The 15,166-nt window shown below is 43.4% G+C and carries 15 protein-coding genes; all 15 read right to left on the reverse strand.

The features are described 5' to 3' along the window. Positions 1 to 88: 88 nt before the first annotated feature. Entirely contained in the window at positions 89 to 1,159 is a 1,071-nt protein-coding gene (locus tag Q0058_RS02230) for a branched-chain amino acid aminotransferase (protein ID WP_298221106.1), read from the reverse strand. Between the two features lie 11 nt (positions 1,160 to 1,170). Next, positions 1,171 to 2,469 (reverse strand): dihydrolipoamide acetyltransferase family protein, encoded by a 1,299-nt coding sequence (locus Q0058_RS02235; protein WP_298221107.1) that lies wholly within the window; start codon positions 2,467 to 2,469, stop codon positions 1,171 to 1,173. A gap of 122 nt (positions 2,470 to 2,591) precedes the next feature. Further along, positions 2,592 to 3,188 carry a transferase hexapeptide repeat family protein gene (locus Q0058_RS02240; protein ID WP_298221108.1) on the reverse strand — a complete coding sequence of 199 codons (597 nt, stop codon included), beginning with the start codon at positions 3,186 to 3,188 and terminating at the stop codon, positions 2,592 to 2,594. 134 nt (positions 3,189 to 3,322) lie between these two features. Next, positions 3,323 to 4,075 carry an enoyl-CoA hydratase/isomerase family protein gene (locus tag Q0058_RS02245; RefSeq protein ID WP_298221109.1) on the reverse strand — a complete coding sequence of 251 codons (753 nt, stop codon included), beginning with the start codon at positions 4,073 to 4,075 and terminating at the stop codon, positions 3,323 to 3,325. Between the two features lie 156 nt (positions 4,076 to 4,231). Further along, the gene (gene paaZ / locus Q0058_RS02250) at positions 4,232 to 6,727 is read right to left on the reverse strand and encodes a phenylacetic acid degradation bifunctional protein PaaZ (protein WP_298221110.1); all 2,496 of its coding nucleotides are present in this window, start codon (positions 6,725 to 6,727) and stop codon (positions 4,232 to 4,234) included. Positions 6,728 to 6,814: 87 nt separating this feature from the next. Continuing rightward, a complete protein-coding gene (gene pcaF, locus Q0058_RS02255) occupies positions 6,815 to 8,017 on the reverse strand; it encodes a 3-oxoadipyl-CoA thiolase (RefSeq protein WP_298221111.1) in 1,203 nt (400 codons plus the stop codon). A 15-nt stretch (positions 8,018 to 8,032) separates the two neighbouring features. Further along, positions 8,033 to 8,440 carry a hotdog fold thioesterase gene (locus Q0058_RS02260; RefSeq protein WP_298221112.1) on the reverse strand — a complete coding sequence of 136 codons (408 nt, stop codon included), beginning with the start codon at positions 8,438 to 8,440 and terminating at the stop codon, positions 8,033 to 8,035. Then, the gene (locus tag Q0058_RS02265) at positions 8,440 to 9,594 is read right to left on the reverse strand and encodes a 3-hydroxyacyl-CoA dehydrogenase NAD-binding domain-containing protein (RefSeq protein ID WP_298221113.1); all 1,155 of its coding nucleotides are present in this window, start codon (positions 9,592 to 9,594) and stop codon (positions 8,440 to 8,442) included. Before Q0058_RS02265 ends, Q0058_RS02260 begins: the two co-directional genes overlap by 1 nt. 83 nt (positions 9,595 to 9,677) lie before the next feature. Beyond that, complete coding sequence (locus Q0058_RS02270) at positions 9,678 to 10,463, reverse strand: enoyl-CoA hydratase-related protein (protein ID WP_298221114.1); 786 nt, start codon at positions 10,461 to 10,463, stop codon at positions 9,678 to 9,680. 36 nt (positions 10,464 to 10,499) lie between these two features. After that, on the reverse strand, positions 10,500 to 11,000 hold the full coding sequence (gene paaD, locus Q0058_RS02275; RefSeq protein ID WP_298221115.1) for a 1,2-phenylacetyl-CoA epoxidase subunit PaaD: 501 nt from the start codon (positions 10,998 to 11,000) through the stop codon (positions 10,500 to 10,502). Between the two features lie 156 nt (positions 11,001 to 11,156). Further along, positions 11,157 to 11,909, reverse strand: coding sequence for a 1,2-phenylacetyl-CoA epoxidase subunit PaaC (paaC, locus tag Q0058_RS02280; RefSeq protein ID WP_298221116.1), 753 nt, complete (start codon positions 11,907 to 11,909; stop codon positions 11,157 to 11,159). Position 11,910: 1 nt separating this feature from the next. Further along, entirely contained in the window at positions 11,911 to 12,195 is a 285-nt protein-coding gene (gene paaB / locus Q0058_RS02285) for a 1,2-phenylacetyl-CoA epoxidase subunit PaaB (RefSeq protein ID WP_298221531.1), read from the reverse strand. Positions 12,196 to 12,202: 7 nt separating this feature from the next. Further along, positions 12,203 to 13,156 carry a 1,2-phenylacetyl-CoA epoxidase subunit PaaA gene (gene paaA, locus Q0058_RS02290; protein ID WP_298221117.1) on the reverse strand — a complete coding sequence of 318 codons (954 nt, stop codon included), beginning with the start codon at positions 13,154 to 13,156 and terminating at the stop codon, positions 12,203 to 12,205. 31 nt (positions 13,157 to 13,187) lie between these two features. Further along, positions 13,188 to 14,261: a 1,2-phenylacetyl-CoA epoxidase subunit PaaE gene (gene paaE, locus Q0058_RS02295; protein ID WP_298221118.1), complete on the reverse strand. Its 1,074-nt coding sequence runs from the start codon at positions 14,259 to 14,261 to the stop codon at positions 13,188 to 13,190. A 299-nt stretch (positions 14,262 to 14,560) separates the two neighbouring features. Beyond that, the gene (locus Q0058_RS02300; protein WP_298221119.1) at positions 14,561 to 15,130 is read right to left on the reverse strand and encodes a TetR/AcrR family transcriptional regulator; all 570 of its coding nucleotides are present in this window, start codon (positions 15,128 to 15,130) and stop codon (positions 14,561 to 14,563) included. Positions 15,131 to 15,166 lie beyond the last annotated feature (36 nt).

The raw sequence follows: 15,166 nt of genomic DNA on the forward strand, positions 1-15,166 counted from the left end.
CTATCATTCCAATCTTTTTTGTTTTATTGATGTCCTTCCTAAGAATGGAAATTTCTAAAACAAAAAAGGATTTTCCCTTCTATCAGGGCTAGGCTTTTACGGTCGAATCCACTTCTACAATCCATCCGAATTTATCTTCAATTTTCTGTGTTTTGATTCCGTCCATCGTGGCTTTGATTTCTTTGCCAACCGGAGCATCAACTGGAAAAGTAATCTTGATGTCTTTATATCCGATTTCTTCCACCGGCGCAATCGACACGGCGGTTCCGGCTCCGAAGGCTTCTTCCAAAGTACCGTTTTCAAAAGCTTCGACAATCTCTTTCATCGAAACCGGTCTTTCGGTCACTTCAAATCCTTTGTCGCGCAACAAATCGATGACGCTCAATCTTGTGATACCATTCAATACAGAACCACCGAGATTCGGCGTGATGAATTTTCCAGCAATCTTGAAGAAAATGTTCATCGTTCCGACTTCCTGCACATATTCAAAATCACGCGCATCAAGCCACAACACCTGGTCGTAACCTTTGGCTTTAGCAATTTCTGTCGGGCGAATTGCGGCGGCGTAATTGCCTGCAGCTTTGGCTTCTCCGGTTCCTCCATTGGCGGCGCGGATGTATTGGGTTTCCGCCCACAACTTGATCGGTTTGCTGAAAAACGGACCGCTTGGCGAAGCGAAAATGATGAATTTATATTTGGTCGCGGCGCGCATTCCGATAAACGCTTCGTCGGCGTACATAAACGGACGCAAATATAAAGCGCTACCATCGTGTGTTGGAATCCAATCTTTTTCAATGGCAACCAATCGCTTCAAGCCTTCAACGAACAAATCTTCAGGAAACGCAGGCATTCCCATACGATCGGCGCTGAAATTCAAACGTTTCGCATTCTGATCCGGACGAAACAACAACGGCGTGTTTTCTTTTCCGAGCGTCGCTTTCAAGCCTTCGAAAATCGCTTGTCCGTAATGCAACGCCATCGCTGCCGGGTGCGTCGGAATCAATTCCATAGGTTCAATGCGCGGGTTGTTCCATTGGCCGTTTTCGAAATCGCAGATGAACATGTGATCGGTAAAAGCCAATCCCATCGCGATATTGTTGATGTCGATTTCTTTAGCTCTCGAACTGTGCTTGATGGTTTCCTTAATATTGTAAAGCATAATCTTGAAATTTACAGGGTTGTGTTGTGGTCAAATTGTTCTAAATAATCGCCGACTTTTCTTAGGAATGAACCGCCTAAAAACCCGTCAACGACGCGATGGTCAAACGACAGCGAAAGATACATCATACTTCGGATGGCAATCTCATCGCCTTTTTCGGTCGTGATGACTTCTGGGCGTTTTTTAATAATTCCGAAAGCCAGAATTGCGACTTCAGGTTGGTTTATGATTGGCGTTCCCATAAGGCTTCCGAATGTTCCGACGTTTGAAATCGTGAATGTACTGCCTTGCACCTCATCAGGTTTTAATTTATTGTTTCTTGAACTTTCGGCCAAATGATTGACCGTTTTCGCAAGTTCGTGTAAGTTCTTTTCGTTGGCGTTTTTCACAACAGGAACGATTAAGTTTCCGCTTGGTAAAGCCGTTGCCATTCCGACATTGATGTCTTTGTGGACGATGATGTTTTTGCCATCAACCGAAACATTAATTAGTGGAAAATCTGTAATGCCTTTCGCCACGGCATCTACAAAAATTGGCGTGAAAGTTAGTTTTTCGTTGTGTTTCTTTTGAAAAGCGTCTTTGTTTGCGTTTCGCCATTCGACCAGATTCGTCACATCGACTTCTATATAGGAAGTGACGTGCGGCGAAGTCTGTTTTGAATACACCATATGGTCGGCAATCATTTTACGCATGCGGTCCATTTCGATGATGCGGTCTTTGCCTTCGGTGAATTGAATTACTGGTTTTGGGTAAGTGTTTGTCGGTTGTTGGCTGTTGGTTGTCGGTTTGCTCTGGAGCGGATATTTACGATTTTTTAAATAATTAAAAATGTCGCTTTTTTGAATACGCCCGTCTTTTCCGGAACCTGGAATGCTTTGTACTTCTTCAATCGATAAATTTTCTTTTTGCGCGATGCTGATGATTAGCGGTGAAAGAAACGTATCAGGATTGCTTTTAAGTGACGCTCTTTCAGCTAACGGATTTTGAGTTTGGAATTTGGCATTTGGAGTTTCATTTTTGACACTTCTCTCCTCAGTTTTCCCAATTGTTATTTTCTTACCAGATGTTTTGCCATCGGTTTCGATCAAGGCCAACACCTCGCCTACTTTGACAACATCATTTTTCCCAAAACGAATTTCAGTGATGATGCCACTGACTGGCGACGGCACTTCACTATCGACTTTATCGGTGGCGACTTCGAGAATCGTTTCTTCCGCATCGACAGTATCGCCCACGTTTTTGAGCCAACTGATGATCGTTGCTTCGGAAATGCTTTCGCCCATTTTGGGCATTTTAAATTCTATAATCATTGCTGTAAGCCATAAGCTGTAAGCTATAAGCCTTAAAGGCGGTTACTTACAACGTTTATAATTTCAGGCTGAACCTGACTTAAATCTCAATGCTACTCAGCTTAAAGCCTATTGCTTAAAGCTTATTGCTTTCTAAATTCTTCTAATGTTTTGTAAAATGCTTCTTGTGTCGGACGGTCTTTCGGAATTTCGCGCAAAGGTTCGACGGCTTTGAGTGTTTCGTATAATTCTTTTGGTAATTTCTGATAAAGTTCCGTGCCTTTGGTTTTCCAGACGATCATTTCATCGGAAACGGTTTTGATAATCACTGCCGGATTTCCCACAACCATTCTTCTGGCCGGAATATGCGTTTCAGCTTTGATGAATGCTAGAGCGCCGACAATACATTCATCGCCAATTTCGCAGTCATCCATAATGACGGCATTCATGCCTACGAGGCAATTCTTTCCGATGTTCGCGCCGTGAATGATGGCGCCGTGTCCGATGTGCGCGCCGGCTTTGAGCGTGATGCTTTTTCCGGGAAACATGTGAATCGTACAGTTTTCCTGGATGTTACAACCGTCTTCAATGATGATCTCGCCCCAATCTCCCCGAATGGCTGCGCCCGGACCAACATAAACGTCTTTACCGATAATCACGTTTCCGGTCACCGCAGCTTGTGGATGAATGAAACTGCTTTCGTGGATGACAGGAATGAAACCTTTGAATTCGTATACCATATTTTGGACTGTTAGACACGCCTGCGGCTTAGGACACGCTGCGCTTTTGGATTCGTACTTCTTAATTGAACGCTGTCGGATAATCCGAAAAATTATCAATTATCAATTATCAATTATCAATTATCAATTATCAATTATTTAAACTTTTTTAATGTTTCTTTAGTGAAATCGGACAACACCAATCTTCCACTGATCGCGGCTCTTTCGGCTAATAAGTTGTCCCAATCTTCGGTGCCGCGCCAGAATATTTTTTTCATTTCGAGCATGGCTTCGGGATTGTAGGTACATAGATGCTGAGCAAATGCTAGAACGTATTCGTCCATTTCTTCGATGGTGTCGTGAACTTCTGCGTATAAACCTTTGGCTTGCGCCCACTGGGCATCGTAAAATTTGTTGGCATCGATGGCAATTTGCGACATGGCGGAAACACCCATTTTTCTTTCGATAGCTGGTGAAACCACAAACGGACCGATGCCTACGTTGAGTTCGCTAAGCTTGATCGCTGCGAATTGGGTTGCCATGCAATAATCGGTGGAGGCTGCGATTCCTACTCCGCCTCCGACTGTTTTTCCCTGAATTCTTCCTATGATGAACTTCGGGCATTTTCTCATGGCGTTGATCACGTTGGCGAATCCTGAGAAGAATACTTTTCCGGTTTCGGGGTCGTTGATGGCGATGAGTTCTTTGAAACTGGCTCCAGCGCAAAAGGTTCGGTCGCCACCGCTTTGCAAGATGATGACTTTGGCTTCGGGATTGTTGCCGACTTCTGCTATGGTTTGGGCGAGTTGCGCCAATATGTGACCGGGCAAGGAGTTTTGCTCGGGATGAAAAAACTCGATGGTGGCGATGTTATTTTCTATGCTATGTTTTACGTAAGCTTCTGTCATGATTATTTTTTTGAACGCGGATGACACAGATGATACTGATTTACGCGGATTTTTTTTCTTTGAATTACAGCCCTAGCCCCGATAGCAGTGGAAATCCTTTTGCGGCGGTGTTCGACGCAAAAGATTGGGAACGGATAGCGGGATGAGCTTCTGACATTATAAAATATTAAATTGTTCAAAATGGTGGTTTAGGTGCTTGCGCTCGAGCAGATACGATTCATATTTGTTGAGCATGCCGAACACCATGTTCTTTAAAATGGCATCGGGGTTTTCTTTGAAGAAGGTTTTGTAGGCTTCGCGGGCTTCTAAAAACTTCTGTTTCGCCGTGGTGAAATCGGGATGGATTAGATCTTCGAGTGCGCCTTTTTTCATCATCGGGAAATTAGTTCCTTTTGGGAATTTGTCGTAATTGTATAGCGAATGGTGCACTTTATCGAGTATCTTTTCAGGAGTTGCGATTTCAAAATCTTGGATTTCTCCGGAAAGGATTTTATAACCGTGTTCCAAATGTTCGAGCATATGTTGTGGCGTTAGAATGCCCCATTCTGGCTTGGCATTTTCGGTAAGTTTGTTCAGACATTCTTCGATTTTTTCATCGGTCATTTCGACTAAGGCCGTTTGTTTTTTCTGCACCATCGTTAGGATTGTGGCTACGGCTACGAGTTCGTTTTCGGTGTCAAACACTTCGACGAACCATTTGACGATACCGCTTGGATGTTCTGCAGAAGCTACATCGCGATCTACTTTTTGCTTGCAGGTCAAACGCACATAAACGGTGTCGTTGTGGTAAATTGGGCGTAGGAAACGGCATTCTTCCAATCCGTAATTCGCGGCTACCGGACCTTTGTTTGGATATACGAACAAACCTGCTGCTGCAGCTAAAATGAAATAACCGTGTGCCGTGCGTTTTTTGAATATACTACCGTCGAGCGAAGTGATATCGGTGTGCGCGTAGAAATGATCCCACGTAAGGTTCGCAAAATTGATGATGTCGGTATCGGTGACGGTTCTGTTGTGCGTTTTCAGCGACATGCCCGGCTCGATATCTTCCCAATGGTATTGGAACGGATGGTCGGTGATGTCTTTGTATTTGGAATTCGGCTGGTAGATGCCGGTGATTTCTGTTAAAGTTGTTGGTGACCCTTGGATGGCGCAACGTTGCATATAATGTTTGATGCCTCGAACACCGCCCATTTCTTCTCCTCCACCGGCGCGACCCGGACCACCGTGAACCAGTAACGGAAGTGGCGAACCGTGACCGGTGCTTTGTTTGGCGTTTTCACGATTGAGCACGAGAATTCTTCCGTGGTGCGATGCGGCGTTGACTACGTATTCTTTAGCGATGTGGTCGTCGTTGGTGACGATGGATGATACTAGCGAACCTTTTCCCATTTGGGCTAGTTCAACGGCTTGATCGATGGTTTTGTATGGCATTATAGTTGAAACTGGGCCGAAAGCTTCTGTTTCGTGAACGGCTAAATTTTGGAACGGTTGGTCTTCGCGTAGTAAAATTGGACTTACGAAAGCGCCTTTATCATCGGCTCCGATGAGCGTCATTTTCTCTAAATCGCCGTAAACAATTTTGGCTGATTTTGATAATTCGTGAACTCTGTCTTTTAATACGGTTACTTGATCTTTGCTGACCAATGCACCCATGCGGACTTCTTTGAGTCTTGGGTCGCCAATGGTAACTTTTTCTAAAGCTTTTCCTAAGGCGATTTGAACATCATCCATTAATTTTTCGGGCACGATCATACGACGAATCGCGGTACATTTTTGTCCGCATTTAACGGTGATTTCGCTTCGGGCTTGGTTGATGAACAAATCGAATTCAGGCGTTCCGGGAACAGCGTCTTCTCCTAATATAGAAGCGTTCAAACTATCGGCTTCCATCGTAAACGGCACCGATTCCTGAATAATTCTTGGATGTGCTTTTAACAATCTTCCCGTCGATGCAGAACCTGTGAATGTTATCACATCCTGACTTTCAACGGTATCGAATATATTTTTAGCGGTGCCTGCAATGAGTTGCAATGCGCCTTCGGGTAAAATGTTTGAAGCGATGATTTCCCTAACAACGGCTTCCGTTAAATAAGCGGTTACCGGTGCGGGTAAAACAACTGCGGGCATTCCGGCCATCCAGTTGACGGCACATTTTTCTAGCATGCCCCAAATCGGGAAATTGAATGCATTGATATGAATCGCCACGCCTTTTTTAGGAACGAGAATGTGATGCGCCATGAAACGTCCGCCTTTAGACAAATCAATTGGATCGCCTTCTACGTGATACGGTTGGTTTGGGAATAATTTTCTTAGCGAAGCATTGGCGTATAGGTTTCCAAAACCGCCTTCGATGTCAATCCACGAATCGACGCGTGTGGCGCCGGTTCTATAACTGATTTCGTAAAATTGTTCTTTACGTTTGGTCAGATACATTGCGAGACTTTTGATCATATTGCCGCGTTCCTGAAAAGTCATCTTGCGCAACTTCTCGCCGCCTTTGGTTCTTCCGTAATGGAGAATGGCAGAAATATCTAATCCTTCAACAGAAGTTTCTGCAATGAATTCGCCCGTGACCGCATCGAAAGATGGTTTGCCTTCGCCGGTTGCAGATGTCCATTGGCCTAGTACGTAATGTTGTGTTTTATTCATAGTTGTCAGTTCTCGGTTGTATAATGTCAAAAATTATCAATTATCAATTATCAATTATCAATTATCAATTATCAATTATCAATTAATTTAAACCCTTTCAATAATCGCCGCATAGCCTTGCCCAACGCCAATACACATCGTGATTAATGCATAACGTTTTTCGGTGAGTTGCAATTCCAACGCTGCGGAATAGGCGATTCTCGCGCCCGTAACCCCCAGCGGATGTCCGATTGCAATGGCGCCTCCATTTGGGTTGATTCTTGGATCGTTGTCCTGTAAGCCAAGTTCGCGGATGCAGGCGATGCTTTGTGCGGCAAATGCTTCATTGAGCTCGATAATATCGATTTGATCTAATGTTAATCCAGCTTTAGCTAGTGCTTTTTTTGTTGCTTCTACTGGGCCGATGCCCATGATGCTTGGTTCAACGCCAACTACGGCTGAACTTACTATTCTTGCTAATGGTTTTAGATTGTATTTTTTTATAGCTTCTTCTGAGGCGATGATTGTGGCTGCGGCTCCGTCATTTAATCCTGAGGAATTCCCGGCAGTTACGCTTCCGCCGTTTTTGAAGGCCGCGCGTAACTTTGATAATCCTTCTAAAGTCGTGTTCGATTTGATAAATTCATCTTTCGAGAAAACTACCGCGTCGCCTTTTCTTTGTGGAATTTCGACGGCTACGATTTCTTTTTCAAAACGTCCGGATTGTTGTGCTTTTGTGGCTTTCATTTGGCTGTTCATCGCAAAAGCATCCTGATCTTCTCTTGAAATATTGTATTTCGACACTAAGTTTTCAGCGGTTTCGCCCATCGCATCGACGCCGTACATTTCTTTCATTTTGGGGTTGATGAAACGCCAGCCGAAACTCGAATCGTACATTTTCGAATCCGTTCCATAAGCACTTGACGGTTTGGAAACTACTAACGGCCCGCGCGTCATATTTTCGATTCCGCCTGCAATGAATAAATTTCCGTCGCCCGCTTTAATCGCTCGGCTCGCATTAATAATGGCAGACAAACCCGAACTGCACAAACGATTGACGGTTTCGCCCGGAACGGTTTGCGGCAAACCAGCCAATAGCAACGACATTCTCGCGACATTGCGGTTGTCTTCTCCAGCTTGATTGGCACAACCCATGATGACATCGTCGTAAGCGTCTTTTGGAATATTTGGGTTTTTATCGGTTACCGTTTTGATGACCAAAGCGCCTAAATCGTCAGGACGAACGGCGGCTAAAGTTCCTTGGTAATTTCCAATCGGAGTGCGGACTCCGTCTATGATATATGCTTCCATTTTTTTAATTGATAATTATTCTTCCCATTCTTTTCCTGTTCTGTAGGCAACACCTTTAAACAGGGCAACGAGTGTAATGTCTTTTTTGATTTCGATGATGTAAAAACCGACTTTATTCTTCAAACTTTCTAGGGTTGCAGTGGCAATAATATAGTCGCCTTCTTCGAGCGCTTCGATATGATTGATGGACGTATCGATAGAAACTGCGTATCTTCCATTCGTATTTGCGGAAAACCCGAAAGCGGTATCTGCTAATGAATACGAAATCCCGCCATGTGCTTTTCCCATACTGTTGAGCATTTCTTTGCGGATCGTCATACCCAATTTGCAATTCCCGATTTCACAGGCCAGAATCTCAATCCCGAGCCATTGGCTGAACGGATCGAGCGAGAGCATTTTGTAGGGTATTTTGGTTCCTTCCATTAGTAGAATGTTTTGTTTTCACGGTTCATTTTACGCAACAGCGGACTGCAACGGTAACGGTCTTCGTGGTATTCGTTGTATAAAGCGTCGAGCTTTTCGACACACCAAGCAATTCCTTTTTCATCGGCCCAAGCCAACAACCCTTTAGGGTAATTGACGCCTTTGGTCATGGCATTGTCGATGTCATTTGTTGAAGCGATGTTTAAAAATAAAGCATCTGCGGCTTCGTTGATTAACATCACTAAAATGCGTTCGAATATTTGTTGGCCTAACGTTTCGTTTTCAGTCGGTTTAGGAATTTCTTCGCTGTAATTGTAGAATCCACGACCTGATTTTCTCCCGAGAAATCCGGCTTCTAGCAGACGTTTTTGAGTGAATGCAGGTTTGTATCTCGAGTCGAAATAAAAGGCTGTAAATACGCTTTCGGTGACGATGTAATTGACGTCGTGACCGATGAAATCCATGAGTTCGAACGGGCCCATTCTGAAACCGCCGAAGGTTTTCATGCTCCAGTCGATGGTTGCAAAATCAGCGACGCCTTCTTCATAAATACGCAACGCTTCGCTGTAAAACGGACGCGCCACGCGATTGACGATAAAACCCGGAGTATCTTTAGCAACGGCTACGATTTTCTTCCATTTGGAAATGGTTTCAACCGATTTCTGTAAAGTCCTTTCGTTGGTTTGTACCGCCGGAACAATTTCAACCAATTGCATTAAAGGCGCGGGATTGAAAAAATGAATTCCGATCACACGTTCTGATTTCTGGCACGAAGCCGCAATCGATGCGATCGATAATGATGATGTATTCGAAGCCAAAATAGTTTCAGCGGAAACGATAGTTTCGAGTTCCGAGAATAATTTTCTTTTGATGTCGAGGTTTTCGATAATGGCTTCAATAACCAATTCTGAATCGAATAACTCTTCAAGCGCACTCACATAAGTAATCGAACTTGAAATCCTGTTTTGTTCCGCAGCATCGATTTTGCCTTTTTCGAGCAGCATCGATAAAGTTTTCTCCAAAGCGTTTTTACTTCTGGAAAGCGCGTCGAGATTGGTGTCGTATATTTTTACGGCACAACCCGCAGTCGCCGCAACTTGTGCGATGCCGCTTCCCATGGTTCCTGAACCTATTACTGCTACTTTTTGAATCATTTTTATGATTTTAAGACTGTAAGACTGTAAGACTGTAAGATGCCATTTGTATCTTAAAATCTCACAGTCTTATAATCTGCTTTTTAATTTCCTTTGAATTCAGGCGCTCTTTTTTCCATAAACGCATTGACGCCTTCCTGATAATCGTTCGAAGAGCTCGCATCGATTTGCAAATCGGATTCCATCGCAAGCTGTTCTTGCAGGTTGTTGATCATCGAGCGGTTTAATAATTTTTTGGTTAATGCGAGTGCGTGGGTTGGCATTTCTGATAATGTAATTGCTAATTTTTGAACTTCTTCTTCAAAAAAAGCAACCGGATAAAACTTATAAATCATACCGATTTCGAAGGCTTCTTTGGCGCCTACTTTATCGCCGAGCATCATCAGCGCAGACGCTTTTTGGAAACCAATCAATCTTGGTAAAAAGAAAGTTCCGGCGCTGTCGGGAATCAATCCGATTTTGCTAAATGCTTGAATGAATGAAGCGTTTTCGGAAGCCACGACAATGTCGCAAGCCAAAGCGATGTTCGCTCCGGCTCCGGCGGCTACACCATTGACTGCAGCCACAATCGGTTTATCAATTGTGCGTATTTTTTCAATGATGGGATTGTAATGTTCTTCGAGGATTTTTCTGAAACCCGGATTGAGTTCGGGTGTTGTGACTTCTTTTAAATCTTGTCCGGCGCAAAAAGCTTTTCCGCTTCCGGTGATGACGATGGCGCGAACATTGGCATCAGTTGCGCAATCGTCCAGCGTTTTTTGTAGTAACAACGCCATGTCACGATTGAAACTATTGAAAACTTCAGGCCTGTTGAGCGTAATATACGCGACCTTGTTTTCAACTTTGCATAAAATTGAATTATTGCTCATACCTGTTTTATATTGCGTCTGCCGAAGCAGTTTCTTTTATTTCAAACACTTAAAATAGTCAAAAGGCTCGTGACAATCCTCGCATTGGAACAATGCTTTACAGGCTGTCGAGCCAAACTGACTGATTAATTTGGTCTGCAACGATCCGCATTGCGGGCATTTGACCAGTTTTTTATTGCCGAGCAACGCATCTTTATCGGCGTCGGCTTCTAATGGCGCTGCTATTCCGTATTGTTCTAACGCTTTTCTTCCTTTTGGGGTAATCCAATCGGTCGTCCAAGCGGGTGAAAGCACTAAAGTTACTTTCGATTCGTAACCGGCATTTTTCAATGCTTTTTTGATATCGTCGCCAATCACGTCCATTGCGGGACAGCCGCTGTAAGTCGGTGTGATGGTAACCTCAACAACTTCATCAATCATTTTTACGCCGCGAACGACACCCATTTCCATAATCGATAGGACCGGAATTTCGGGATCTGAAACCGATTCGAGGATTTTTAAAATCTGTTGGTCTTTATTGGGTTTCGTTGTTGTCATTTTTATGGCACGCGGACTTCAGCTGATTGTCGCAGATGGCCGCGGATTTTTATTATTTATTTGAAGCCCTAGCCCCGATAGCAGTGGAAATCCTTTTGCGGCGGTGTTCGCCGTGAAAGATTGGGAACGGATAGCGGGAAATAGCTCCTGAAAATTTTACCAATTCATATTCGGATAAGAACGTTGCATGTATTGTAAATCGGCCAACAAATAGCCCATGTGTTCGCTGTGAATCCCGTTTTTTCCGCCTTTTTGAAAATATTTCAAATCGGGAATGTCGAGTGTGGCTTCTTTTAAAACTTCATTGATGTTGTTGTAAAAATCGGTTTTCAATTGTGTCACATCGACACCTATGTTTTGAGAAACCATAACTTTATCGGCATCGGTTTGGTGGAATAATTCGTCGGTGAATGTCCACAAATCATTGATGGCATTTTGCATTTTCTCGTGACTTTCTGCAGTTCCGTCGCCCAAACGTTTGATCCAATCGGAGGAGAAACGCACATGGTAACGCACTTCTTTGATGCTTTTTTTAGCGATGGCAGCTAAGGTTTCGTCGGTACTGTTTTGTAATTGATTCAATAGCAGTAAATGAAATTCGTCGTACAAAAACTGTCTTCCGATGGAATAGGCGAAATCGGTATTAGGTTGTTCGGCGAGCAATACGTTTTTGTATTCTCTTTCATTTCTGAGGAAAGCAATGGTATCTTCTGTGGCTTTTTCGCCTAACAATTGTGCTGCATATTGGTAATAGCTTCGTGTTTGTCCGAGTAGATCGAGCGCGATGTTGGTCATGGCGATATCGGTTTCTAGATTGGGACCGTGACCACATAATTCGCCCAGACGCTGCCCTAAGATTAGGGCGTTGTCGGCTATTCCGTAGATGTATTGAACTAAGTTGTTATTCATCTTACATGTGTTTTAATTCGTCGGGCAATTCGTAAAAAGTCGGATGACGATAGGCTTTGTCTTTTGCAGGATCGAAAAGTTCGGCGCTATCATCTGGATTTGAAGCTGTGATTACTTTTGAGGGCACGACCCAAATGCTGACACCTTCCATTCTTCTGGTGTAGACATCGCGAGCGTTTTCAAGAGCCATTGTTGCATCGGATGCGTGTAGGCTTCCGCAGTGGCGGTGTTCTAGTCCGTTTTTGCTTCTGACGAAGACTTCCCAAAGTGGCCAGTTTTTCATAATGCTATTTTTAAACTGCTGTTTCTAAAAGTGATTCTTGTTTTTCGGCGTAAGACATTGCTGCGTCTCGCACCCATTTTCCGTTGTCCCAAGCGTTTTTTCTGGCATCCATTCTGACTTTATTGCATGGACCGTGGCCTTTTACGACTTGCCAGAATTCATCCCAATCAAGGGCGCCGAAATCGTAGCGTTTGGTTTCTTCGTTCCATTTTAATTCGGGATCGGGTATAGTGAGTCCGATGAGCTTGGCTTGTGGTACGGTTTGGTCTACAAACTGCTGGCGCAATTCATCGTTGGTTTTGCGTTTGAGTTTCCATTTCATGGATTGTTCGGTGTGCACGGATTCTGCATCGGTTGGACCTAACATCATCAATGACGGCCACCACCAGCGGTTGAGTGCATCTTGCGCCATTTCTTTTTGTTCTGGAGTGCCGTTGGCCAAAGTCATCATGATTTCAAAACCTTGTCTTTGGTGGAAACTTTCTTCTTTGCAAACGCGAACCATAGCTCTTGCATAAGGTCCGAATGACGTTGTGGTCAATGGCACTTGATTGATGATTGCTGCGCCATCGACTAGCCAGCCAATCGCTCCCATGTCGGCCCAAGTTACTGTTGGATAGTTGAAGATGCTTGAATATTTGGCTTCGCCAGAATGCAATTGTTCGTATAATTCCTCACGGGAAACACCTAATGTTTCGCAGGCGCTGTATAAGTATAAACCGTGTCCGGCTTCATCTTGTACTTTTGCCAGCAAGGCTACTTTTCTTCTGAGCGAAGGCGCACGGGTAATCCAGTTTCCTTCGGGCAGCATGCCTACAATTTCGGAGTGGGCATGTTGTGAAATTTGGCGGATGTGCGTTTTGCGGTATTTTTCGGGCATCCAATCTTTGGGTTCAATTTTTTCATCGTTGGCGATACGCGCTTCAAAAATAGCTTCTAAATTTTTTACTTCTTTTTCTGACATAACTTTATTTTTTTAGTTATTGCAATTTATTTTAAACGCCGAAATCGACGACTACTTTTTCTGATGTTGGCACGGCTTGACAGCTTAATACCAAACCTTTGTTGACTTCATTTTCATCCAAGGCGTAATTGACTTTCATCCCGACAGAACCTTCGATCACTTTACATTTACAAGTACTGCAAACGCCGCCTTTACATGCAAAAGGCAGATCGGCTCCGGCAGCTAACGCACCATCTAGGATATTATCGAAATCGTCATCCATGATGAAATGGAATTCTTTTCCGCCATCGATAATCGTAACGGCTGTACCTTCCACTTTTTGTTCGAGTACTTTGTTGATACGCAGTTTGTCTTCTTCGGAATTGCCAGTCGTAAACAATTCGTAATGGATTTTATCTTTCGACAATCCGGCCGCCATCAACTCGTCTCGGATTAGGAAAATCATAGCTTCTGGACCGCAGATGAAACATTCGTCTACTTGGGGAATGTCGATGATTTTGTCGGAGAGAATCTGCAATTTTTCTTTGGTGAACCTGCCATTGAACAACTCGACTGAGCGATGTTCTTTGGTTAGAAAATGAAAAATTTCGAAACGGTCGAAATATTTGTTTTTGAGCAATTCGATTTCCTCTTTAAAGATAATCGATTTTACGCTTCGGTTCAGATAAAAAAGTTTGAAAGTACTTTTCGGCTCAAGTGCCAGATGCGTTTTGATGATGGAAAGTATGGGCGTGATGCCGCTTCCGGCCGCAAATACGATATAATTTTTAGGTTTTGTTGGGTCGATGTCTTTGAAGAATGCTCCGTGCGGTGGCATCACTTCAAGCATTTGTCCTTTTTTTAAAGTGTCGTGAACATAAGTTGAAAACAAACCGCCGCTAATTTTTTTCACAGCGACTTTCCATTGGTTTTCGGTCGGGCTTGAACACAGCGAATACGAACGGCGCACTTCTTCGCCATCGATGTTGGCTTTTAGCGTGAGATGCTGTCCTTGTTGGAACTGAAACGCTTCTTTCAAATCTTCCGGAATTTCGAGTGAAATGACCGAACAATCTTTGGTTTCCTTATAAATATCCTGAACTTTTAAACTGTGAAATTTCGCCATTGTTTTTCGCATTACTAAAAACTAACACTTGTTAGTTTGCTATGCAAATTTAAACATTAATTTGTAATTGGTTACGATAACGTTTGAAAATTTGTAAACAGCTGTTATATAAGACCTTGTGTTCTAGCCCCGATAATTTGATATTAAGAGGAGGAAGCCCAGTGGGCTTCAGGTAATTTTAGTTTTTAATTTGAAATAAAACGTAAAATAACCGCAAAATACTAGCCCCGATAGCAACGGAAATCCTTTTGCAGCGGTGTTCGCGCAAAAGATTGAGAGTGGATAGCGGGATTATGCTCCTAAATAATTCCATTTAAAAGCACCTCAATCATATTGGATTTGAGCACTTCGGCATTCGGGCTTTTTTTCTTGCCGTACCAAAGGTAAAGCGTGCGCAGCGTGGAAAGGGTTGAGAAAATGATGACTTCGATATTGAGGTTTTTGATTTCGTGATTGGCGATTCCCTGTTTGATAATTGTCCTGAAATTTTCTTCGTATTCTTCGCGCATTTTGATGAAATAGGTCAATTCTTTATCAGCCAAATGCATCCAATCGTTGTTGAGGCAAGCGAGCGCGTCGGGATTTCTTAATGTGATATCAATATGAAGTTGGATGACTTTCTCTAGTTTTTGAATTGTGGTTTCGTCGGAATTGACAATCTGCAACATCGTGCTGGTAAATTCTTCGGCGATTTCGATGATGATCAAAACCAGAATTTCCTGTTTCGATTTGATGTGGTTGTAGAGGCTGGCCGCTTTGATGTTCATCGCTTGCGCCATATCGCGCATGGTTACGGCGCTGTAGCCTTTTTCTTTGAAAAGTTGTGCGGCAATCGTGATGATTTCGGTTTTGCGGTCGGTGGGTTTCATGCGTTTCAAATATAGCATTTATTTGCATAAAAAAAC

The sequence above is a fragment of the Flavobacterium sp. genome (assembly GCF_027484705.1).
Classification (GTDB): Bacteria; Bacteroidota; Bacteroidia; order Flavobacteriales; family Flavobacteriaceae; genus Flavobacterium.

Bases quoted from the DNA above. Each gene is read 5' to 3' on its own strand.
- Q0058_RS02245 (WP_298221109.1), bottom strand. From the start codon at position 4,075: ATGACAGAAGCTTACGTAAAACATAGCATAGAAAATAACATCGCCACC.
- Q0058_RS02260 (WP_298221112.1), bottom strand. From the start codon at position 8,440: ATGGAAGGAACCAAAATACCCTACAAAATGCTCTCGCTCGATCCGTTC.
- paaC (WP_298221116.1), bottom strand. From the start codon at position 11,909: ATGAATAACAACTTAGTTCAATACATCTACGGAATAGCCGACAACGCC.
- paaZ (WP_298221110.1), bottom strand. From the start codon at position 6,727: ATGAATAAAACACAACATTACGTACTAGGCCAATGGACATCTGCAACC.
- Q0058_RS02230 (WP_298221106.1), bottom strand. From the start codon at position 1,159: ATGCTTTACAATATTAAGGAAACCATCAAGCACAGTTCGAGAGCTAAA.
- Q0058_RS02235 (WP_298221107.1), bottom strand. From the start codon at position 2,469: ATGATTATAGAATTTAAAATGCCCAAAATGGGCGAAAGCATTTCCGAA.
- Q0058_RS02270 (WP_298221114.1), bottom strand. From the start codon at position 10,463: ATGAGCAATAATTCAATTTTATGCAAAGTTGAAAACAAGGTCGCGTAT.
- paaE (WP_298221118.1), bottom strand. From the start codon at position 14,261: ATGGCGAAATTTCACAGTTTAAAAGTTCAGGATATTTATAAGGAAACC.
- Q0058_RS02300 (WP_298221119.1), bottom strand. From the start codon at position 15,130: ATGAAACCCACCGACCGCAAAACCGAAATCATCACGATTGCCGCACAA.
- paaD (WP_298221115.1), bottom strand. From the start codon at position 11,000: ATGACAACAACGAAACCCAATAAAGACCAACAGATTTTAAAAATCCTC.
- paaA (WP_298221117.1), bottom strand. From the start codon at position 13,156: ATGTCAGAAAAAGAAGTAAAAAATTTAGAAGCTATTTTTGAAGCGCGT.
- Q0058_RS02265 (WP_298221113.1), bottom strand. From the start codon at position 9,594: ATGATTCAAAAAGTAGCAGTAATAGGTTCAGGAACCATGGGAAGCGGC.
- Q0058_RS02240 (WP_298221108.1), bottom strand. From the start codon at position 3,188: ATGGTATACGAATTCAAAGGTTTCATTCCTGTCATCCACGAAAGCAGT.
- pcaF (WP_298221111.1), bottom strand. From the start codon at position 8,017: ATGGAAGCATATATCATAGACGGAGTCCGCACTCCGATTGGAAATTAC.